We start from the raw sequence: 22,332 nt of genomic DNA, 5'->3' as shown, positions 1-22,332 counted from the left end.
TTTAGGAGTAGAACGGCCCGTCAGTGCCGGCGCAGGAGGCTGCACTGTCGTAGGTGAGGATCGGCTGCGGCTGATCATGCGTGAAGGGCCTCGCCTCGCCGCCGATCGTAAGACCGTCGGCATAGGACAGGTCGATCGCCGGGCCGCCCGGCGGCGTCAGGGAGAGTCGCCGGAGCCCTGGATCGAAGGAAATCGTCGTCCGGCACAGACGTTCGATGAACGTCTTGAAGGCATCGTCGTTGCCGCATCCGACGATACCAGCCCAGCCGCAAAGCGGCCCGTAGGAGCGCGCCTCGCGGCCGGCGGTCGGGCCGTCGGTGATCAGCTCCAGGCCGTTCGACGCCCAGAGGGCGGAAAATCCCCGGCCCGATCGCGCAATAAGCCACTTGTCTTCGATGATGAGATCGTCCAGGCCGTCACGGCCAATATAGGCGTGGGTCCATGCATTGCGTGCATCGCTGGTGTCCTCGATCAGCAGAGCGACGTCGCGATGCTGGGCGACGCGCGGCAGGATGCCGTTGCCGGCCCAATAGGACGGCCGTTGATTGCCCCACGGATCGTCCTCGCCAGGATGGCTCACCCACAGCCTCGCCATCGGATGGCCGGCCAGCCGGATGTCGATGACATGCTGCTGATGCCCCTTCTGGCCGGTCTTGTGATCGACGACTGTCGAAAGCTGCGCCGCCTCGTTCTTGAACAGCACGAGTTTTCCGCTCTCGAGGCCCTGGTTGTAGCGCGCCTCGACGCTTCTTCCTCGCGACAGCGCCGCAAGCTCGGCCAGATCGGCGGGCGGCTCGTAGCCGCCGGCGCAGAACATCGTCAGTGCCGCAACACCGTTGTTCAGCCAGCCGGTTCCGAAAGCGACCTGGGCGAAGGGCGCAAGCTCGGTCAGCGGGCCGGCGCGCAACTCCTTGTCGTAAGCGCGGCCCTGCGATCCGGCCGGAACGCCTGCGAGCGTATGAAGAGCGATCATGCGGAAGATGAGATCGATCTGGGCGCGGGCGCGCGCTGACATCGCCGTCTCGGCCCAGCGCTCCAGCGCCAGCAGGCCGATAAAATCGATCGGGTAGTAGGCGGCCGAGTTCCACTCCGCCAACCCATGGGCTTCGACGCTGTCGAACCAGCGGCCGAGCCGCTCGCGGCCAAGTTCCGCCTGCTGCCGCCCCGTCCGGCCCGAAGCCGAAAACACCTCGTCGGGCAGGAGAAGTCCGGCCAGCAGCTGGCTCGTGTGAAAGCAGAGCACATGGTTCTCGCTCCAGAACCACATCGCGTCGTTGCCCGGCTCGTCGACCCAGTAACGGTAGGAGCGGACAGAATGCCGGATACGAGCGACTACGGCATCGGGCATCCGATCGGCATAGGCGCCGAGCAGCCACAAGAGCGGCACCATGATGAAATCAGAGCAATCCTCCCGCGCATCGATGGAGGCGAGCGTGGCGTCGATGATGCGGTCGAAGCTTTCCTGGTCGTGGTGACCGGTTTCCATTATTGCGATGAGGCGCCCGACGCGGTTGGCGCCGAAGCGGGCGCTGTATTCCAGTGCCTGCCTTTTGCGGGCGGTGAGCGATGTCTCTGATGTCAAGGGAGAAATGCTGCTCATGAAGGCAGCATCGATGACGCGCGTAACCGAGCCCGTGCCGGAGCCGATCGTCATGTGGACGCCGTGATAACCGTCCGCTATGCCGCAGACATCGTCGGCCGTGAGGCTGCTCTGATGGGCCTTGAGCGTCAATCGGGAGTGCGCGAGAACGGGCCGTTCGTGACCATGGCCGACGACCTTGAGCTCCACCGGCAGATCGCGTTCGGGCGCGGTACCGAATATGATCTCCAGCGGCTGATTGACGAAGACGTCGCGGGCCGGGCGGACGCCGCGCGCAAGGGCTTCCAGCTCGCGGACCTCGTGCTGGTCCAGCGATACGGGAAGCAGCACGCAAAGCGGCTCGCCGTCCAGCATCTCGAGTTCGAAGAACCACGTCGTGTCGCGCTCGGCCAGGTCTTCGGTATGGACGAGAATCTGGTTGTCGCCGGCTTTAAGCGGCAGGCTTATGTCGGTTGTGCTCTCGACGTTGCGTTTGAAGGGTTCGAAGCGCACCGCCTCCTGTCCGTTGGCCCATATGCGAACGCCACCGCAGGTCTTCAGCCTGAGATTGAGAGTTCGCGCGGACGCCGTCCTGAACGTGCCCTTCAGCCATCGCATCAGATGCGTCGGCACGTGCCAGAAGCCGGTGAACTCGACGCGGCGGTTCGAGCCGGGAAGATTGAGGCTTTCGGTCGGCCAGGACGTGTCGGGCAGTAGCGGCCGTCCCACCATGGTCGACCAGAAGGCCTTGCGGCAGGGCAGGTCGCCGACATCGACGAAGCCGTTGATGAAACGATAGTTCACGCGGTCTTCGGCCGGCGCGGGCTCGCCGGGAAAATAGCTGGCGATGAGGCCGGAAACGGCCCATGCCGTGATCGTCTCCCCTTCGGCCACGCTATATGCTGGCGCCACATCGTCGGGCTGCTTGATGTATTCCGTTTTCACAGACCGCCTCCTCCGCAATCGAATGAAAATATTTTCATTAATTTCTTTGTGCACGCTATTTTTGCAAAATGCTCAAAAACATCGCTATTGCCGCAGAAAATAGCTTGACGGAACGAATGTCAAGTATATGAAATTCATTTATCGACGGCTGATGCCGCGATTGATGAAAATGTTTTCATGGGAGGATGAAAATGAAAACCTATCTATCAGGGGCCGTCGCACTGGCGTTGGCAACCGCTTCTTTCGCATGGGCCGGCACGGCCATGGCGCAAACCCAGACAATCACCTTTCTCTTCACCGACGACGACCAGGCTTATGTCGAGCGGATGGAAGCGCTCAGCAAGGAATTCGAGACGGCGCATCCCGACATCAAGGTGAATTTCGTCTCGTCGGGTTATGACGCAGTCGCCAAGCAGCTGCCGGTACAGCTTGCCATCGGCGAAGGTCCTGACATCGCCAAGATCACGGACTGGCAGCTGGCGCCCTACTATCTCGACATGCGACCCTTGATGAAAGACCCGGATGGCTTCGCCAAGCTGCATGGCGAGAGCCTGAACACGCTTCGCTTCCCGGGCGTCAACGATCCGAACTCGATAAACGGCTATGTCGCGTCGCAGACCTTCAACCTGCCCTTCGTCAACAAGACGCTGTTCGAACAGGCGAATGAACCGCTTCCGAAGCCGACAGCCACGCTGAAGGATATCGTCGAAGCCTCGGCGCGCGTCGCCAAGGCGACCGGCGCCCAGATCCCCTTCACGATGGACCGTTCGGGCCATCGCTTCTCCGGCGCGGCCTTCTCCTACGGCTCGAATTACGTCAAGGACGGCAAGTTCTTCTTCCCCGACGATGCCGCCAAGCGCTACATCACCGATCTCTACAACTGGACGAAGGACGGCTCTTTCCCCAAGGAAATGTGGGGTGCGGCCGGCGGAACCCAGTACAAGAACATGGGCGACGAATTCGTCAACGGCAATGTCGTGACGTATGTCGCCGGCAACTGGATGGTCAATCCATTCCAGAAGAAGATCGGCGATGCCTTCGACTGGACGGCGATCAGCGCGCCCTGCGGCGATGCCGGTTGCTATGCGATGCCCGGCGGCACCGCGATCGTCGGCTTCAAGCGCACCAAGCATCCGGAGGCCGTCGCCGCCTTCATCGAGTTCCTCGGCTCTGAAAAGGTCCAGCGTGAAATCGCCGAAAACTACGTCATCCTGACCGGTGCCGACATCAAGGACCCGCAATACAAGCTCGAGAGCAAGAATGCCAAGGAGGCCATGGCCGTCTTCCTCGCAAGCCGCAACAGCGCACCGAAGGCAGCCCGCGACCTGGAACGCCTCAAGGGCTCCTCCGCCATCTATCAGCTCATCGTCCAGAGGATGAGCCAGCTGATCGTCGGCGAGCTTTCCCTCGACGAGACCTTCAAGGCAATGAATGCCGACGTCGACAAGGTCAACCAGGCGCTCGCCGCCAACAAGTAACCGGCCGCGCCTGTCTCCCACAGATTGCGCGCTGCGTCAGCCACGGCCTCGCAACGGGCCGTGGCTGATCGTTTTTTTGCTCCTCCTGGCGTCCTCTCCGACACTTTGATCGGTTTCCAATGGTCGACGATCTGAAGCACGCTACAACTGCCGCAAAGAAAGGTAGCGTCGCCAGTTCCGCGGCACGATGCTGGGAACGGCGGCGACTGGCGAAGGCATGGTGACATGCGGTTCGGGAGAGGCTATAGGCGTTGTCAGCCTTCGCCGGCTCGCAGGCGCCATGGTCAACTCACACATGCCGGCAACCCGGTTACATCAGGCGACCCAGCGACTGTCTACCCATATAGAGGTGTATTTCCATGCCGATGGGCTCCGAGCATCCGCTGCGAAGGGAACTTCACAACGAGCTCCACGCGCGGCCGTCGCTTTACTTCGATGGTGATACGGATGTGTGGCACGTCGCCATCGTCGGCGAGAATGCCCCTCCTCAGATACCAAATTCTGTGCCGGGATTGGAGGACGTCTCCACGACCCGCGAAGGCAACCACGGCATCGGCCGCATTGGCGACGGCCGGCTGAAGTGGGAGGCGCATACCGAGTTCCTGACCCTGACTTTCGTCGTTCCAGCATCGGCCGAACCCGGCAGCAACCCGCCGGAAGCCTTTCAGGCGTGCTGCCGGCAGATCGACGGCAAGGTCATCGCAGCCGTCCGGGTGCTGGTGCGGGACGAGAAGGACGGGCAGCGCTCGGAAAAACCGAAGCTCGACTATGTCGCGTCGCAAGTCGGCGGCGGCGATGCGGAAGTGCATTCGAACTTCCGGCTGACCGACAGCGGTTTCGTCGAATTCCTGTTCTTCAACCGCAACCTCAATGCCTATCGCACCGGCCGCATGGTCAGGCGTTTCCTGGAGATCGAGACATACCGGATGATGGCGTTGCTGGCGTTGCCGATGGCGCGCGAGACGGTATCGAAGCTCTCCGTCTTCGACCGGCGCCTCGACCTGCTGATCGCGCATATGCAGAGTGCGGTCAAGGTCGACAAGGCCCTGCTTTCCGAGGTCACCAAGCTCTCGTCGGATGTGCTCAATTTCTCCGCTCTCGCCCGCCACCGCTTCGGCGCGACGAAAGCCTATGCCGAGATCGTCGCAAGCAGAACGTCGGAGCTTCGCGAGGTGCGCGTCGAGCAGCGCCAGAGGATCGGCACCTTCATCGACCGGCGCTTTCAACCAGCCGTCCGCTCGGTCGAAGCCGCCGAACGCCGCCTCGACGAACTGGCCGAACGCGTGAGCCTGGCCGGCGACCTGCTCAGGACGACCGTGCAGGTTCAGCTCGAAGATCAGAACGCGTCGCTGTTGACATCAATGGAAGAGCGGGCGCGCATCCAGGTGCATATCCAGCAGGCGGTCGAAGGCTTCTCCGTCATCGCCATAACCTACTACACCGTCGGGCTGGCAAAGATCTGCCTGGAAAGTATCTCCGAACTGGGCGTTGATCCGCACGTGTCGAAGCTCGCCGTTCTCGGCGCCATCCCGCTCGTACTCTTCGCCGTTTGGGCGGCAGTTCGTCACGTTCGCAAGAGCATTGCCGGCCACTCTCACGGTCCGGCATCAGAGAGCCATTAAGGCGACGCTGGCCGATGATCGCTCACCGCCGCCCTTTCGAGGCGGCGGCGTTTTCCTGGCTGCATCGACAGGGCGTCAGGATGCCATAGCGTAGTGGCGATGTTCCGATGCCCGGCCGCTGCCCGTCCTGAATCGCCGCAGCAATTCGGCAAGGCTTTCGGTTTCATGTGTCAGGCTCTGGGCGGCCGCCGTGGTCTCTTCGACCATTGCGGCGTTCTGCTGTGTCACCTTGTCCATCTGGTCGCCGGCAGCCGAGACCTCGCGCAGGCTCGTCGCCTGCTCGCGGGCGGCAACGGCGATCTCGGCCACGGTCGCATTCATGGCGGTGACCTGCTCGACGATCTGTTCGAGCGAAAGGCCGGATTCGCCCACCAGCTGGACACCGGTCTTGACCTGCGCCGAGGAGGTGGAGATCAACTGCTTGATCTCCCTTGCCGCGTTGGCGGAGCGCTGGGCGAGCTCGCGGACTTCCTGGGCGACGACGGCAAAGCCCTTGCCTGCCTCGCCGGCGCGCGCCGCTTCCACACCGGCATTCAGCGCCAGCAGGTTGGTCTGGAAGGCGATCTCGTCGATGACGCTGATGATGTTGCCGATCTTGGACGACGAATTTTGAATTTCCGTCATCGCGTCGATGGCGCGGGCAACGATCTCTCCGCCCTTTTCGGCATTGGTGCGGGCGGTTGCCACGACACCCTGGGCACGGCTTGCGCCCTCCGCCGTTCCGTTGACGCCGCGGGTGACGTCACCCAGCGCCGCGACGGTCTCCTCCAGCGAGGCTGCCTGCTGCTCGGTGCGGCGGGCGAGATCGTTGGAGGCGGTAGAGATTTCCGCAAGGCCGGAGCGGATGGTGGCGACCGCGCGAATGACGGAGTCGACCGCCTCTTCGAGGCTCGCGACAGAATTGTTGAAATGATCCCGGATCCTGACATAGCGATGGTCGACTTCGCCGACGCGAACGGTGAGATCGCCCTTCGAGAGTGCGTCCAGCCCGACTGAGATCTGGCGGAACGCGTGCTCCATCACCTGCGCATCGCTAAGCCGCTCGGCTTCTTGACGGAGCCGCTCTTCTTCGGCCGCCAGGCGCGCGCGTTCGGCGTTGGCTTCGGCGATCAACTTGGCGCGCCCCGTTTCCTGGAAAACCTTCAGCGAACGCGCCATGGCCCCCAGTTCGTGGCGGTGCTCGACGCCGGTTATCGCTATCCCTTCCTCACCACGGGCAAGCTGCTCCATGGACTGGGCCATCTTGCGCACCGCCGAGGAAATCAGCCGGCCGACGAAGTAGGAAAGTACGAGGCCGATGACGATTAGCAGGCCGCTGATGACGAGCGTCGTGCTGGTCGCGGAGGCAACCGTTGCATCCACCGAACCATCAAGGGTCTTCTGCGCGCCGGTTACCGTCGCCTGCAGATCCGTGAAGCCGCGTGAGATTTTCGGTGCAAGCACGCTGAGCTGCGTCTGGCGGATATTGCCCGAGGCCTGCAGCACGTCCTTCATGTCGCCGAGACGAGCGGTGTAATTCTGCATGAGCTGGCCGGCGCCCATCAGGCGCTTCTTCTGCAGCTCGTTCTTTGCGGCTTTCGCAGCGGCTTCGTTGAGCGTGACCGCTTCGGCGAGTGCCGCCTGCGCCGTGTCATAGGCCGCAAAATCATCGGAATGCACGAAGCGTTCGGAGAAATAGAGGCTGCGGTTCAACGCCTCCAGTGTCGCCGCCGTCATCTGCAGCAGGGCCACATCGTTCTGGCGCCAGGCGCTGCGCACGACGTCGTTGAGCGCGATGCTGGTCCAGGGGCCGAATTCGGTGACCTTGGAGATCAAGGCATCACGCCTGGCCTGCAGGGCGACGATCTCTTCGAAAGCCTTGCCATAGGTGGCAATGTCCTGGCGGATTGCCGCAAGGCCGGACTGCAGGTCCCTGTTGCCGGCAAAACGCGGATCGTCGGCGTCAAACGCTTTGACGCCGGCGCGGAAGCGGTCGACGACAGCCTGCGTCGGGGTGGAGCGGAAGGCTTCCGCCGACATCTGAATCTCGTTCAGCTGGTCGCTGTAGTCCGAGATGGCGAGACTCTGACCGGCCGTGGCGCGATAGGACGAGAAGATCGAGGCGAGCCCGTTCATGCCGGAGATCGCGCTGACCGTGAGCAGGCTCATCAACAGGATCAGCGGCACAAAGCCGGAGGTGATCTGTGCGCGAATGCCGAATTTATTCCAGAAATGCAACATCATAGTCCTCTTATGCTCACTGGCTCTTCGGCAGATAGGTGGCAATGTTCTCAGGTGTGACGAGTTCGAAGGGAACGTTGTTTTCGCGCGGCACCTTCTCTTTGCGGATCAACTTGACGGCGGCGTCGACAGCGGCAGCCCCCTGTCCGACGGCGCTCTGGAGAATGGTCACGTCGAGATCGCCGGCCACCATCGCGGCGAGCGCGTCGTCGGTCGCGTCGACGCCGGCGACGACCACATCTTTCATCGGCATGCCGGCCTTCTTCATGGCGCGGATCGCGCCGAGCGCCATCTCGTCATTATTGGCGATAACAGCGTCGAACTTGACGCCGGCCGACAGCCATTCCTGCATCTGCTGGTCGGCATAATCGCTCGACCAATAGGCGGCCTGTCGCTCGACGATCTGAAGGCCTTTGCATTCTGGGGTGGCGATGACGTCGGAAATGTCCTGGGTGCGGGCGCGGGCGGCCGCGTGGAAGGGTTCGCCCATCAGCACGACGACGCGGCCTTTGCCTTTGAGGAGCGCGCAGACCTGCTTGGTCTCCAGTGTTCCAGAATCCTTCTCGTTGGAGGCGACCACCACCTGATTATCCGGCAGGTCCAGTAGGTTGGAAGGAACGTTGTTGATGTAAACCAGCGGAATACCGGCATCTGCCGCCATCTTGGTCATTTGCGGCCCGAGATCGCCATCGGAGACGGCAACGATGATCGCGTCGACCTTGTCGGCAACGAACTGCTGGACCTGCTTCTTCTGAAGTTCGTTGTCGCCCTTGGCGCTCTCGGTGACGAGCTTGAGGCCTGATATCGTCTGTCCATGCGAGACGACGCCGTTCAGAAGTGCCGTCCTGAACTTGTCGAGATCGGACATCGAAACCCCGATCGTCTGGGCATGGGCAGCAGAGATCGATATCGCCAAGGCGATGGATGCAAGCGTAGCCGTTTTCATGAATTCCCCTGCGCAATTCGGATGTGAAAGGGTTATTTCAAATTTTGGTTAAATTTTACTTTTCCTCCGGAAGCAAAAGTTAAGCGCGAGGGTATGATCTTGCGGCGGCAGGAGCGCCTTCTTCGGTGGAGATCGACCGGACTTGAAGCGCATCACAGCAAACTTGATGCGATGCGCTTAAATCTTTGTTCTTATGAAGATTAGCGCCCACCAAAGCCGGAGCTGACGGTAATGCCCTTGTAGATCACCCTCTGCAGCACGATGGCCAGGATGACGCCGGGCACCATGGAGATCGTCGCACCGGCCATGATGTAGTTCCACGCGGTGCCCTGCTGTGTCTGAAAGAGGGTGAGCCCGAGCGGCAGTGTGGCCATTTCGACGCCGCTGGTGGCGATCAGCGGCCAGAGGAAGCTCTTCCACTGCGCGATGAAAGTGAACAGCGCCAGCAGGCCGATGGCCGGCATTGCAAGCGGAACGATGACCGTGACCAGAATGCGCAGGCGGGAAGCCCCATCCATCATCGCCGCCTCGTCGAGATCCTTGGGAATGCCGAGAATGAACTGCCGCAACAGAAAGGTGCCGAAAGAGCTGAAGGCGACCGGCAGGATCATGCCGTGATAGGTGTTGATCCAGCCGAACTTGCTGACGATGAGGAAGAGCGGAATGACCAGCATCACCTGCGGGATCATCAGCGTGCTGAGATAGGTAAGCAGCAGCCCCTCCCGGCCGGGAAACCTCAGCCGGGCGAAGGCGTAGGCGGACAGGCAGGATACCGCAATCACAATCGCCGTAACGCCGCAGGCGACCACGAAGGAATTCAACAGGAAGGTTCCGAACGGCAGGGAAACCAGGGCTTCGACGAATGTTCCCCAATGATACTCCTCAGGGAAGATGCGTACCGGCACGGCCATCACCTCGGCATTGGAGCGCACCGCATTCGACACCATCCAGAAGAAGGGGAAGAGGAAAAGCAGCGCGATCAGCGAAAGTGCCGTGTAGCTGACGAAGGTGCCGACGCGCCGCAATATGCGGTGACGATGCTGGGACACCGAATGAGGATGCCGTGAGTTCGGGTCAATCGTCATAATGCACCCATTTGCGCTGCATGTGGAATTGCAGGATGGTGAGCGCCATGATCATGACGAACATCACCCAGGCCAATGCGGAGGCATAACCCATCTGGAAGTTGGTGAAGCCCTTCTGGTAGATGGCAAAACCGAGCGTGGCCGTCGCCGAGCCCGGGCCGCCGCGCGTCATCGCAAATATCTCGTCGAAGACCTGCAGCGAGGTAATGGCCGTCATAACGGTGCCAAAGAAGATGGTCGGCGAGATGAGCGGCAGGCGGATGCGCCAGAAGCGCTGCCAGGCATTGGCGCCGTCGATCGTCGCCGCCTCGAGATAGTGCTTCGGCACCAGGTCGAGGGCGGCGTTGAACATCACGACATTATAGCCGACATTCGCCCACAGGGTGACAAGCACGACCGCCTGCATGGCCCAGCTCGAGCTCAGCAGGAAATTCGGCAGGCCGAGGCCGAGCGCGCGGATAATGGTGTCGGCCAGGCCGTCCGGCGTGAAGATCAGCAACCACACCACCGACGCCGCGATGGTCGGTGTAAAGGTCGGCAGGAAGAAGATTACCCGGAAGATCGCCTTGCCGCGCTTCAGGCTCGATATCCAGACCGCCAGCGTCAGCGAGACGATAATATTCAGCGCCAGATACTCGACGGCGAAGAACAGCGTGTTGCTCAAAACGATGTAGAAGGCCGGATCGACAGTGAAGAGCCTGATGTAATTCTGAAAGCCGACGAAGGATGGCGTCGAGATCAGCTGCCAATTGGTAAAGCTGAGCGCCAGCGACGCCAAAATCGGCAAGGCCATGAAGACCATGAAGCCGAGGAAGCTCGGCAGCAGGAACAGCATGGCTGTCTGCGTCTCCGGCTTCAGGAAGCGCCGTGGCTGACCGGGCTGCAAGGGAACTTCGGCAACAGCGCTTTGCGACATGTCTTCCTCCATGCACGACAGGTCCTGCCGCAGCGAGAGCTGGCGCATGACCCGAAGATCGGAATCGATTTTCCGAAAGGATCATGCGCAGATTTCAAGGCGACGGCGCGTCCTGCCGGACGCGCTGGCTCTATTGCTGCGCAAGGCTCTGGATGGACTCCATCGTCTGCTTGGCCTCGACGCTGCCGGCGAAAGCCGGCGGGAAGTACTGGTTGAAGAGGTTTTCCACCGCTGCCCAGTTGTTGGTGATCACGTAAGGCACGGAGTGCGCCAGGGAATAGTCGATGGCCTCGCCGCCATTGGTGATGTCCTTGGCCGCCACCTTGTACCAGGCCGATTGCGACGCCGTGCGCGCCGGCAAGGCACGGCCCTGCTCGGCGAGATAGGACAAGGCTTCCGTGCTGGTCAGCACCTGGATCGCCTTCCAGGCCGCGTCCTTGTTCTTGCTCGTCGTGGAAATGCCGAAACCGGAGCCTGCGGTCACGGCCGAAAGTTCGCCCTCATCGCGCGGCAGGGTGGTGAGGCCGATCTTGAACTTCGCCTGGCCCTTCATGCCGATGATCGACCAGGGGCCGTCGATATACATGGCGACATTGCCCGAATTGAACCGGCCCTGGACGACATCACCGGGATTCGCGCCACCTGATGGAACCAGCGGCGCGATCTTATCCTTGGCGGCAAAGCCGATCAGCCTGTCGGCGGCAGCAACTGCGCTCGCACTGGTCAAGTCAAGCTCGCCGGCGTCGTTGACGTATTTATCGCCCCAGGCCGCGGCCAGGACTGAATAGTTCGTCGGGGTGATGCCGAAGCCGTACTTGCCGTCTTTCGTCAGTTTTTTGGCGGCATCGGTAAACTCAGCAAGCGTCCAGCCTGGCTTCGGCAACGGAATGCCGGCGGCTTCGAGCGCGTCCTGGTTATAATAGATGACCCACGGCCCGACGTCATAAGGCAGGCCGTAAAGCTGCTTGTCGACGGACATGCCGCCGATGATCGAGGGTGTGAAGGCGGCGACGTCGAACTTATCGGCCTCGATCCGGTCATTCAGGGGCTCGAGCAGCGAATAGAAGTTCGGCATGCGCAGCGACTGCATGGACACGATGTCGGCGAGCTGTCCCGATGCCGCCAGCACCGGCAGCCGCGTCCAGTAGTCGACCCAGCCCGTCGTCGTCAGCTTCACCTTGATATCGGGATACTTGGCACTCACCATCTCCGCCAGGTGCTGCCAACTCTTGGTGTCGGTTTCGGAGCCGGTCCACATCTGCCAGGTCAAGTTGACCTGCTCGGCCGATGCGGCTGTGGCAAAAAGACTGCTGCCGATAGCGGCAAGCAAAAGCGTTTTCTTCAGAACCTTCATGGGTTTCTCCTCCCTCCATGAACGCAAAGGACACGCGAGTGCGATCGAGCTCACGCCTTGAGGATGATCTCAATCACCGGCACGGTAACGTCCGGGTGCCGGACCGGCAGTTCGAGCGTGATCATGCCTTCCGGCACCATCACGCCGATGTTGGAATCCACTTCCTTCGTCTGGCTGAGCCAGCGCACTTCGCTGGCGTCATGCAGGAATTGCGCATAAACAATCCTGTCGGCAAGACCTTCGATATGGATGTGGCGGTAGGGCCAGTTGCAGACATGCAGATAGAGGCGGTTGCCGCGCTGGGTGTAGCGGCAGCCGGCCGGCGCCGGATAGCGGGATGGCCCTGCCCCGTAGATGGAACGCCCATTGACGGCCATCCAGTTCTGATAGACCTCGAGCGCCCCGATGGCGCGCGCATCGAGCGTGCCGCGGCCGGTCGGGCCGACATTCATCAGGAGGTTGCCGCCGAGTGCGACGGAATCGATGAGCAGCTGGATGATCTGTTCCGGGCTTTTCCAGGTATCTTCGTCGCGATGATACCCCCAGGAGCCGCTGAAGGTATGGCAGGCTTCCCAGAGCACCCCCTGGCTGGCGATGGCGGGGGCCACACGCGGCGTATACTGCTCCGGTGTCGTTACGTCGGGCAGGGTACCGGACGGCAGATCGAGGCGGTTGTTGACGATGATGCCGGGCTGCAGCTCGCGCACCAGCTCGACCAGCCGCTCGCTCTCCCAATCGGCGCGCCCCTTGCCGGGCAGGCCATGATAGTCGCGCCCGGGATAGCTGAAATCGAACCAGATGATGTCGATGCTGCCGAAGCCGGTCAGAAGTTCGCGCACCTGTTCGCGCATATAGGCAGCGTAGTTGGCGATGTTACGGCCGGCATTCAGCGCCTTGGCGTCGGGATGGTTGCGCAGTGGATGGTGAACGTCGATCGGGAAATCGGGATGGTGCCAGTCAAGCAGCGAATAGTAGAAGCCGATCTTCAGCCCTTCGGCGCGGAACGCCTCGACCAGCGGCGTGAGCAGATCTTTGCCGCAGGGCGTGTTCGGCGCCTTGTAGTCCGTCACCTTGCTGTCCCACAGGCAGAAGCCCTCATGATGCTTGGTCGTCACCACGACATATTTCATGCCGGCAAGACGGGCTCGCCGCGCCCATTCCTTGGGGTCGTAGAGATCGGGATCGAAATTGTCGAAATAACGCTGGTAGTGGTCGTCGGTCAGCTCTTCCCGGTTCTTCAACCACTCGTGCCGGGCTCCTAAAGCATAGAGGCCCCAATGGATGAACATGCCCAGGCGATCCTGGCTGAACCAGGCGTGTTTCTCCGCCCCTCCCGATGCCGGATTTTCCGGCTGGCGTTCCGAACTCGTCACAGGTTTCTCCTCCCTGTTTGCCGGTTCAACATCATATCGAACCGGTTCGGTAAATGATCATCTCGCCTGATCCAATGTCTGTCAAGTCGAAATTCGCGACCACAAAATCACTAAGGAAACCCGACGAAACAACTGATTTGAAGCATGAATGTTGCGCCAACCAATAAAATCGGACATAACAAGGCATTAGAACCGGTTCGACAGACATGACCACGATACGAGACGTAGCGCGCCTTGCGGGAGTTTCCATCTCGACCGTCTCGCTTGCGCTCAACAGCCCGAAGCGGGTCGGCGCCGAGACGCTCGACCGCATCCAGCAGGCGATAAAATCGACCGGTTACCGCATCGACCCGGTGGCCCAGACGCTGGCGCGCGGACGCAGCTCGCTGATCGGTTTCGTTTCGGCCAATCTCGGCAACATGTTCTTCGGCGACATCCGTCGAGAGATCGAGCACCAGGCGCTCGATCACGGCTATTTCGTCCTGATCGCCGACTCCTCCGGCAGGGCTGATCTCGAACGGGCGCTGCTGGAGCGGCTAGAGGCGCAGAAGATCGCCGGCATTGCGCTGGCGGCAAACGGGCGCGGCGAGGAGTACGCCACGTTCCTGCGCGACTTCAAAACCCCGATCGTGATGTTCGACCAGAAGCTGGAAGGCGCCGAACGCGATTTTGTCGGCTCCGACAACCCGCTGACCACCACCATCCTGACGGAACATCTGCTGCAGCTCGGTCACAGGCGCATCGGCTTCATCTCCGGTCCGAGCGGCCTGCACACTGCCGACGAACGCCTGAAGGGCTTCATCAACACGATGGCCGGCGCCGGCGTGGACATCGACCCTTCGCTGGTGGTCGAAGGCGGCTACACCAGAACCGGAGGCCATGTGCAGGCCATGCGCCTGCTCACGCGCCGCGACCGGCCGACCGCCATCATCGGCGCCAACAACATGACGGGCCTCGCAGCACTGCAGGTGATGCAGGAGATGGGCTTCCGCTGCCCTGACGACGTGTCGCTGGCGATGGTCGACGACGTGCCCTGGAGCAATGTCATCACGCCGCGCATCACCATGGTGGTGCAGGATGCGCAGAAGCTCGGGGAATTGGCGGCCCAGCGCCTCCTGGCAAGAATAGCAAGCCCGGAGGGCGCCGCCGCGCCGCCGCAAGACTTCATTCTGACGCCGAGATTCGTGCGTGGAGAGTCGACCAGGCGGCTCTGAGTGTTTGCCTGAACTTCATCACAGAGGCAGCGAAACCGGCCTGTCGCCATCGAGGCTATCGGCCCAAGCCTGGACCGACCGGTGATCGACGGCATTGCCCTCGTCCACATCGGCCATCGCCTCTAGCGTCATACGCCGGCGCTGCTTCTGCGCAGGCGGCAGCGGAATATGTGTGGCCGGCAAATTGGTCCCCATCGAAGCTTCCTCGTCGTCGTTCCCGGATCATAGCTGCCAATACTGGTCATATGCAAAATCAATCAAGAAACAAGCGGCCGGTCGTTCGTCCATTGAACGATGAAGAAATTTGTCATACATGTGTGATGAATCGTGAATTTCGCAATGCCGCGCGTTCGAACGGCATTGCGGATCAAGAGCCGATGCGGGGTTAGGCGTGGCTATGCAGGTGAAGGATCGCAGCAAAGGCTCAGGGTCGCTGGTCTCACAGGTCGGCGAAAGCCTCCGGCAAGCTATATTGAGCGGTCAGTATTCCGCCGGCGACAAGCTTCCAAGTGAACACGAGCTGACCGAAACGCACAGCGTCAGCCGCACCGTCGTGCGCGAGGCGGTGGCCGCACTTCGCTCCGACGGGCTTGTCGAGGTGCGCCAGGGAGCGGGGATTTTCGTGCTCGGTGCCGATCCGGCGCTCTCCGCACGGAAAGTCGACAAAGCCCGCGTCGCCTCCGATCTTGAGGTACTCGAGATCAGAACACCTGTCGAAATCGAGGCGGCGGGCCTTGCAGCCCTGCGCCGCTCGCCGGCACAGGAGGAGGCGATATTCGAATGTCATCGGAAAGTCCTCCAATGCATCGAGACTGATCAATCCATTCGCGATGCGGATCTCGAACTCCATGCCGCGATCGCCGAAGCCACGAACAATCCGCTGTTCAGGCAGTTCCTGGAATCGCAGGGCTCGGCGATCATCCCGCAGTCGAGGCTCGTTCCGGAATCGAGGACGGCCGAACAGACCGCCTATCGAAAGCTGATCCACAGGGAGCACGAGGCAATCGTCGTCGCCATCTCTGACAGAGACGATCAGGCCGCCCGAAACGCCATGCGCGACCATCTGGTCGGCAGCCAGGCCAGGTACCGCAACCTGCTAAGAGATCTGCGAAGCTTTACGAGCTGACATCCGAACCGGAATTGCGTGGAAGTCGGACCGATTATGTGAGCACGGCCGGCAGGCGACGGATGTGGCCCGAGGCTCTTGGCGCAAGGCCGCCCCCAGGGCAGCTATTGGCGCGAATTGTCCGCTATTTGTCCGGCGCGCGCATTTTCCCCTGTCTTCACATCGTCGAATATGACTTCATGATCAACCTGCATGGAGCAAAAAATGTCCGGCCATGATACAGTCCTTCTCGTTATCGACGCCCAGGAATCCTTCCGACACCGCGATTATTGGGATGAAAACCTCGCTTCCGCCTATATCGATCGTCAGCAGGCTCTGATCGATGGCGCGGAAGCCGATGGAATACCCATCATCCAGATCTTCCATGTCGATGAAAACGGGCCGTTTTCGGAAGCATCCGGGTTCGTCAGCACACTCGCCCCACTCAGGATCGCTCCCAAGGCGACGTTCAGGAAGAGGCGCCATAGCGCCCTGGTCGGCTCCGGTCTCGACGTGTGGCTGACCGAGAATGGCGTCCGTCATATCCTCGTCTCCGGAATCCGCACCGAACAGTGCTGCGAGACCACGACCCGCCATGCCTCGGATCTCGGCTATCAAGTCGACTATATCGGCGAGGCGACCCTGACCTTCCCGATGACCGACACCGCAGGACGCACCTGGAGCGCCAAGGAAATCCGCGACCGGACCGAGCTGGTCCTGGCGGGCCGCTTCGCTCGGATCGCGACCGTCGAACAGGCCCTGGCGGGGAGCGGAAAGGCTCTCGCCGCATGACCGACGCCGCGCAGCCCATCGATATTCCGGTCTTCGTCGTCGTGCCGCCGCGCGTGCTGCTGCTCGATGTCGCTGGCCCGATCGAAGTGCTGCGCAAGGCGAACCTCGAACAGCGCACGGTGCGTTTTACCGTCACCTATATCGGCCCATCAGCGACGGTCGGCAGTTCGATCGGTCTTGCCGTTACGGGCGTCGCCGCGTTACCGGAGCGCTTGCCCGATGCTGCGCTTGTCGTCATTGCCGGCAGCGCCGATGCACCTATGGAAAACAACCGCCCGTGGGACGAACAGGAACGCGCCGACCAGGCTGCCATCGTCGCATGGCTGAAGCGCGCCATTCTTCCGGGAATTCGTTTGGTCTCGATCTGCTCGGGCGCATTGCTCGCTGCCGAGGCAGGCATGCTCGATGGCCGTGATTGCACCACCCATCATGGCTGCATAGAGGATCTGGCGAGGCTCGCTCCCACCGCGCGCATCCGGGACAACCGGCTCTATGTCGAGGATGGAGATCGCCTCACGAGTGCCGGCATCACCGCCGGCATAGACCTCATGCTGCATATCGTTGCCGAAGCGGCGGGGCACGCGTGTGCGCTTGCGGTGGCGCGATATCTTGTCGTCTATCTCAGGCGCGGCGGCTCGGATCCGCAGCTTTCGCCCTGGCTCGAAGGTCGCAACCATATCCACCCAGTCATTCACCGCGCACAGGATGCCGTGGCCGCCAATCCGTCTGAGGACTGGTCGGTGGCGTCGCTCGCCCGGTTCAGCGGCGCCAGCCCGCGCAACCTTTCACGGCTGTTCAACGAGCAGACGGGCATGAGCGTGACGGATTTCGTCAACCTTATGCGCGTGGCCCTTGCCCGCGAGATGCTCGCCGGTTCAAGGCTGGACATGGAGGCCGTCGCGATGCGCGCCGGCTTCGGCTCGGCGCGGCAGCTCCGCCGCGCCTGGAACCGTCTGAACGACGGCCCGCCGAGCGCGGCACGGGCAAGGCTGTCTACAGGCTCATAGCGCGATAGGAAGGGCGGACCGGCTGAGCCCGGTCTCCGGCACTTCCGTTCCCCAGATCTCGATCTGGGTCAGCGCCGGATAGGGCGAGGCGTCCCCGGCCTTGATCAGGCCGTGCAGTTCCACCCATTCGATGATGCAGGGCTCTATCGGAAAGGCCTGGGCGGCGCCCGATTTCACCAGCGGAAAGCAGGAGGTCCTGCCGTTCGAGAAGGTGACGCTAGCCTCCTCCCACCAGGAATCATGCGGGAAGTCAGCCCGAAGATAGAAAACGATCTCGTCGATCCTGACCGGCCTGCCGAATTCCACCGTCAGTGCTGCTTGCGGATCGCGATTGATTCCCCAGCTCGTATAGGGCCAGAAGCCGTGATCGTCATTGGCCTTTTCGCCGTCGATCGCGTTGCGCGCGGCGAAGACCGCTTCGCCGCGGGTCTCGACATTGGCGCGCGCATGCGGAAACAGAGCTCGATTGGCGTGATCGTCCCAGGGGTTGAGGGCGAGATTGCGCCGATGGACAATCTCGTCAGGGCGTATGCTTCGCGCTGAAAGCCGGTGGATATCGCCCCTGAAGGCATTCGGCGAATAGGGCTTGCGCTTATCGCCGAAGGGTACGGCGAGTGAATAGGCGCATTCCTTCATATAGACCAGGCCGGGTTGGATCGCGCCATCAAGGGAGAGGAAGACATGTCCGGGCTCGGAGACCTCCACGACCACGCGATCGCCTTCGCAATAGCTCTGGCGATAGACCAGGAACGTCTCGTCCCGGCCTGTGGAACGCGCCAGCACCGCCCCATCGGCATCCACGATCTTCAGTGTCAATTCCATGCTCGCCCTCCCCGGAGCATGATGCCGAAAAGTGTGAGCGGTTTTCGGACGACATCATGCTCTAACTATTTAATTTAGAACAGGATTCAGATTTTAGGCCGACCCGGCCTGAAATCATCCTGTTCTAGACGATTCGCAATCTCAGCAGCCTGCCGGCAAAGCTCACGCGCAGCCGATAGATTTTCTCGGGCCAGGCCGATCTCAGCCGGGCGTCCTCCACGACGATCTCGTCGATTTCGATCTCGCCGGCGCCGTCGACGAAAATGCTGCCGAGATCTGCCAGATCGATCCGGTCCGGGCTGACGGTCGGCGCCAGGCATGTCATCAGCGACAGGACCGCCGGCTTGCCCCCGTCATAGGTGTCGACGATCTCGACATGGCGGCCGCGCAGCAGGGAAACGACGCGCCGATAGCTGTGCAACTGCGCTTCGGGGGGATAGGCGTCTGAAATATCGAGCGATATGCGCGCGCTCCCTTCGTCGAACCCGACCTCGACATCGCGCGCGCCAAAAGCTTCGCCGGCGGACTGCATGACGCCTGCGAATGTCGGCAGATTGTGGAACGCCGACTGCATCGTCCATATCTCGTAGCGCCGCGCCGAAAAGGTCTTTGCGGCATAGGTCTCGACGCCGACATCGATCAGGAACGGATGTCCGTTCTTGTAGAGCGTCACGCTCCCCACATCGTTGTGATTGTGGCCCTCGCCATTGTTGCCGCCCTTGACGGCAAGCGAAAACTGCTCGTCGCGGCCGATGAACAGGCCGATGCCGGGATAGAAGATATCGCGTCGGGATGCGGGATGCGGCCCGGCGGCAGCGGGAAGCGTCGGGCCGACCAGCAGTTCCTGCACGCGATACCAGAGGTTCCATTCCCCCGGCAGGTGCGGATTGCCGGAAGCGGCCCTGTCGGCCGCTGCGAACTTAGCCAGCATCTCAGAGCCGACCGCCTGTCCGAACAGATATTCCCGCACACTGCAGGGTTCGACCACCGCGGAAGAATCCGCGAAATTGAAATAATAGCGGCCGGCCACATGCATGTGAGCGATATATTCAGCCATGTTGCGGATCTTCGGCTGTTGCCAAAATCGGCCGAACAGGCCCGGCGCCACCCTATCCAGAATGGTCAAAGCACCATGCAGGCAGAGCGCGGCGTGGCGGTAATAGAGCACGCCCTCCTCGCAGGCGCCGTCTTCGGCATAGTTTGTCAGGAAGGCGTCGAGGCTGCCGAGCGCCTTTTTGACGACGGCGTGACGCGTGGGTTGATCTGTTTTCAGGGAGAAGGCCGTCAATAGGATGTTCTGGCTTATCCATGTCGTCCAGTTGTTCATCCGCTCTTCGCCGCGGCCCATCCACCAGAAATGCCGGGCGAGATAGGGCGAGAGGATGCGGATCTCGATCTCGCGCTCGACGCGTGCCGTAATCTCGGGGCTGATGTCGTCGAGCTCGTCGCCCAGCAATGCGACGATGGTGGCAAGCAGCGCCGCCGTTTCGGCCGCGAAGAGATCGACGACCGGCTGCGAATTGTCGGGAAGCGGCAAGCGTGCGCCGCTTCGTTCATAGGCGTTATGCGCCGGAAGCTGCCAGCCGCTTTCCTCCGCGATCAGGAAGATGCCGTCGACGATCTTCGGCAGGAAGCGCGACTTGCCTTCGATGAGTTCGCCGAGCACCAGATTGTTGAGCATCCGGCGGCGCGTGAAATAGAGTGCCTCGAAGCGCGCGCGGTTGCCCGTCGCCGTGAATTCCCGGTAGTCCGACGCCGTGATCAGCGGAAAGGCGCGCTCAAGCGTCTCTTCGGCCTCGCCAATGACCAGTTCCCGTACCGCCTGCGGCACGGAGCTCCATCTGGAGCGATCGGAGGCGACCGCCCCGGGCGTGAAATCGCCCAGCACATCCGGCAGCTCCTTTGAAATCTCGCTGAACATGTCCCTCCCCGCACTGGAAAAGCATCGATGAGCGCTTGGTCTTCATGCTCACCTATCATATGTGTTCTGCGCTTTCCATGAAATTCGTATGACCTATTCAGAACTTGTTTGACCAATACCGGATATGTGCTATGTGGTTGCGGGAGGAAGAGGAGGCATCGGTGTCCATATCGAATTCGGTCATCGCGACGGATGGCGCTCCGGCAATCTCAAGCCGAAAAGTCGCGGTCTTGTCCAAGCGGCAGCGCAGGATACGCAGCGCGCTCGTCGCCTACTCCTTCATTGCCCCGAATTTCATCGGCTTTGCCGTCTTCACGCTCGGCCCGATCCTGTTCGCCTTCGCGCTCGCCTTCATGCATTGGGACGGCTCGAATGCGATCACATTCGCCGGGCTGGACAATTTCTGGCGGCTCTTCGAGGACAAGGCCTTCATCGCGGCGTTCTGGAACACGGTGATCTATACGGTCGCCTCCGTGCCGGCGACGCTCATCTGCGCGCTCGGCCTCGCCGTTCTCCTCAACCAGAAGATCGCCGGGCGCGACTTCTTCCGCACGGCAATGTTCTTTCCCTATGTCGCTTCGCTGGTGGCCGTCGCGGTCGTCTGGAACATGATCTTCAATCCCGAGATGGGACCGGTGAACATGATCCTCTACACACTCGGTCTCGACCCGAAGAACATGCCGGGATGGGCGGCCGATCGCCACTGGGCGATGGTGACGGTGATCCTCTTCGGCATCTGGAAGAACATGGGCTATTACATGGTCATCTATCTGGCCGGCCTCCAGGGCATCAATTCGGAGCTCTATGAGGCCGCCGATCTCGATGGGGCCAATGCCTGGCAGAAGTTCATCCATGTCACCGTGCCGCAGCTCGGGCCGACGACCTTCTTCGTCACCGTGATGCTGACGATCCAGTCCTTCAAGGTGTTCGACCAGATCTACATGATCACCCAGGGCGGGCCTGGCACCTCGACGCTCGTCCTCGTCTACCACATCTACAACGAGGCCTTCATTTCCTGGGATCTCGGCTATTCGAGCATGGTTTCGCTCGTGCTGTTCTTCCTCGTGCTTGCCGTCACTGTCTTCCAGTTCCGGCGCCAGAGGGAGGACGAGGCATGAGGATCGCAGGACGCAAGGTGACCGTCAGATCGGTCGCGATCTACGCCATCGTCATCGCCGTCACGCTCATCATGCTGATGCCCTTTGCCTGGATGCTTTCGGCATCGCTGAAGCTCAGCCGCGACGTCTTCGCCTTCCCGATCGAGTGGATACCGTCCGAGCCGCAATGGCAGAACTACGTGGATATCTGGACGAAGATCCCGCTTGCGCTGTTCATCTACAACACGTCGAAGCTGACGATCATCGTCACGCTGCTGCAGCTTTTGACCTCCAGCTTTGCCGCCTACGCCTTCGCCAAGCTGAATTTCCCCTACAAGAACACCCTGTTCCTCGGCTACATCGCCACCATCGCCATGCCCTGGCAGGTCTATATGGTGCCGCAATTCCTGCTGATGCGTGAATTCGGCCTCAACAACACCCATCTGGCGCTGATCTGCCTGCAGGCTTTCACCGCCTTCGGCGTCTTCCTGATGCGGCAGTTCTACATGTCGATCCCGACCGAGCTCTGCGAGGCGGCCCGCATCGACGGCATGAACGAGTACCAGATCTGGGCGCGCATCATGCTGCCGCTGTCCAAGCCCGCGCTCTCGACGCTGACGATCTTCACCTTCGTCACCACCTGGAACGATTTTCTCGGGCCGATGATCTACCTGACCAAGACCGAGCTGAAGACCGTCCAGATCGGCCTGCGCATGTTCATCTCGCAATATTCGGCCGAATACGGGCTCATCATGGCGGCCTCGGTCGTCGCCCTCATTCCGGTTCTCGTCGTTTTCCTCTCTCTCCAGCGCTTCTTCGTCGAGGGCATCGCCTCGACGGGACTGAAGGGTTAAAT

Annotated in this window: 18 protein-coding genes; 8 read left to right on the top strand and 10 right to left on the bottom strand. The window is 61.4% G+C overall.

The window, feature by feature from the left end:
- Position 1 precedes the first annotated feature (1 nt).
- The gene (locus RWK44_RS01620; RefSeq protein ID WP_316028271.1) at positions 2-2,524 is read right to left on the bottom strand and encodes a hypothetical protein; all 2,523 of its coding nucleotides are present in this window, start codon (positions 2,522-2,524) and stop codon (positions 2-4) included.
- A 191-nt stretch (positions 2,525-2,715) separates the two neighbouring features.
- Here RWK44_RS01620 and RWK44_RS01615 point away from each other — a divergent pair, with 191 nt between their 5' ends.
- Positions 2,716-4,002, top strand: coding sequence for an ABC transporter substrate-binding protein (locus RWK44_RS01615; protein WP_316028270.1), 1,287 nt, complete (start codon positions 2,716-2,718; stop codon positions 4,000-4,002).
- 359 nt (positions 4,003-4,361) lie between these two features.
- Positions 4,362-5,624, top strand: a complete 1,263-nt coding sequence (locus RWK44_RS01610; protein ID WP_131662695.1) for a DUF3422 domain-containing protein — start codon at positions 4,362-4,364, stop codon at positions 5,622-5,624.
- Positions 5,625-5,699: 75 nt separating this feature from the next.
- Here the strand turns inward: RWK44_RS01610 and RWK44_RS01605 are convergent, their stop codons facing one another.
- From RWK44_RS01605 to RWK44_RS01580, 6 genes are all read right to left on the bottom strand, one after another.
- Positions 5,700-7,844, bottom strand: a complete 2,145-nt coding sequence (locus RWK44_RS01605) for a methyl-accepting chemotaxis protein (RefSeq protein ID WP_131662845.1) — start codon at positions 7,842-7,844, stop codon at positions 5,700-5,702.
- A 16-nt stretch (positions 7,845-7,860) separates the two neighbouring features.
- Complete coding sequence (locus tag RWK44_RS01600; protein WP_131641299.1) at positions 7,861-8,790, bottom strand: substrate-binding domain-containing protein; 930 nt, start codon at positions 8,788-8,790, stop codon at positions 7,861-7,863.
- Positions 8,791-8,990: 200 nt separating this feature from the next.
- Positions 8,991-9,875: a carbohydrate ABC transporter permease gene (locus RWK44_RS01595; protein WP_221946451.1), complete on the bottom strand. Its 885-nt coding sequence runs from the start codon at positions 9,873-9,875 to the stop codon at positions 8,991-8,993.
- Positions 9,865-10,839, bottom strand: a complete 975-nt coding sequence (locus RWK44_RS01590; protein WP_206105845.1) for a carbohydrate ABC transporter permease — start codon at positions 10,837-10,839, stop codon at positions 9,865-9,867. The genes RWK44_RS01595 and RWK44_RS01590 overlap by 11 nt, the downstream gene beginning before the upstream one ends.
- Before the next feature lie 82 nt (positions 10,840-10,921).
- Positions 10,922-12,145 (bottom strand): ABC transporter substrate-binding protein, encoded by a 1,224-nt coding sequence (locus tag RWK44_RS01585; RefSeq protein ID WP_316028269.1) that lies wholly within the window; start codon positions 12,143-12,145, stop codon positions 10,922-10,924.
- Positions 12,146-12,195: 50 nt separating this feature from the next.
- On the bottom strand, positions 12,196-13,518 hold the full coding sequence (locus RWK44_RS01580) for an alpha-L-fucosidase (protein ID WP_316028268.1): 1,323 nt from the start codon (positions 13,516-13,518) through the stop codon (positions 12,196-12,198).
- A 206-nt stretch (positions 13,519-13,724) separates the two neighbouring features.
- Here RWK44_RS01580 and RWK44_RS01575 point away from each other — a divergent pair, with 206 nt between their 5' ends.
- Positions 13,725-14,732, top strand: coding sequence for a LacI family DNA-binding transcriptional regulator (locus RWK44_RS01575; protein ID WP_131662690.1), 1,008 nt, complete (start codon positions 13,725-13,727; stop codon positions 14,730-14,732).
- Positions 14,733-14,750: 18 nt separating this feature from the next.
- Here RWK44_RS01575 and RWK44_RS01570 read toward each other — a convergent pair whose 3' ends face one another.
- A complete protein-coding gene (locus RWK44_RS01570; protein ID WP_165504395.1) occupies positions 14,751-14,927 on the bottom strand; it encodes a hypothetical protein in 177 nt (58 codons plus the stop codon).
- A gap of 202 nt (positions 14,928-15,129) precedes the next feature.
- Here RWK44_RS01570 and RWK44_RS01565 point away from each other — a divergent pair, with 202 nt between their 5' ends.
- The 3 genes from RWK44_RS01565 to RWK44_RS01555 all read left to right on the top strand — a co-directional run bounded on the left by RWK44_RS01565 (position 15,130) and on the right by RWK44_RS01555 (position 17,636).
- Positions 15,130-15,858: a FadR/GntR family transcriptional regulator gene (locus RWK44_RS01565; protein WP_131662844.1), complete on the top strand. Its 729-nt coding sequence runs from the start codon at positions 15,130-15,132 to the stop codon at positions 15,856-15,858.
- Between the two features lie 192 nt (positions 15,859-16,050).
- Positions 16,051-16,629, top strand: coding sequence for an isochorismatase family protein (locus RWK44_RS01560; protein ID WP_206105844.1), 579 nt, complete (start codon positions 16,051-16,053; stop codon positions 16,627-16,629).
- Positions 16,626-17,636 carry a GlxA family transcriptional regulator gene (locus RWK44_RS01555; protein WP_221999661.1) on the top strand — a complete coding sequence of 337 codons (1,011 nt, stop codon included), beginning with the start codon at positions 16,626-16,628 and terminating at the stop codon, positions 17,634-17,636. Before RWK44_RS01560 ends, RWK44_RS01555 begins: the two co-directional genes overlap by 4 nt.
- Here the strand turns inward: RWK44_RS01555 and RWK44_RS01550 are convergent.
- Both RWK44_RS01550 and RWK44_RS01545 read right to left on the bottom strand, forming a co-directional pair.
- Positions 17,631-18,458: a carbohydrate-binding protein gene (locus tag RWK44_RS01550; protein ID WP_027664707.1), complete on the bottom strand. Its 828-nt coding sequence runs from the start codon at positions 18,456-18,458 to the stop codon at positions 17,631-17,633. The two genes, RWK44_RS01555 and RWK44_RS01550, sit on opposite strands and share 6 nt — an antisense overlap.
- A 124-nt stretch (positions 18,459-18,582) precedes the next feature.
- Entirely contained in the window at positions 18,583-20,379 is a 1,797-nt protein-coding gene (locus RWK44_RS01545; RefSeq protein WP_316028267.1) for a heparinase II/III domain-containing protein, read from the bottom strand.
- Positions 20,380-20,510: 131 nt separating this feature from the next.
- Between RWK44_RS01545 and RWK44_RS01540 the strand changes: the two genes are divergently transcribed.
- Positions 20,511-21,497, top strand: coding sequence for a carbohydrate ABC transporter permease (locus RWK44_RS01540; protein WP_221946459.1), 987 nt, complete (start codon positions 20,511-20,513; stop codon positions 21,495-21,497).
- Complete coding sequence (locus RWK44_RS01535) at positions 21,494-22,330, top strand: carbohydrate ABC transporter permease (protein ID WP_011649417.1); 837 nt, start codon at positions 21,494-21,496, stop codon at positions 22,328-22,330. The genes RWK44_RS01540 and RWK44_RS01535 overlap by 4 nt, the downstream gene beginning before the upstream one ends.
- The last annotated feature ends 2 nt before the right edge of the window (positions 22,331-22,332 follow it).

The organism is Rhizobium sp. 25PS6 (assembly GCF_032464655.1).
Lineage (GTDB): Bacteria > Pseudomonadota > Alphaproteobacteria > Rhizobiales > Rhizobiaceae > Rhizobium > Rhizobium laguerreae.
Note: the sequence above shows the minus strand (reverse complement) of the source record. Positions and strands in the feature narration are given on the sequence as shown.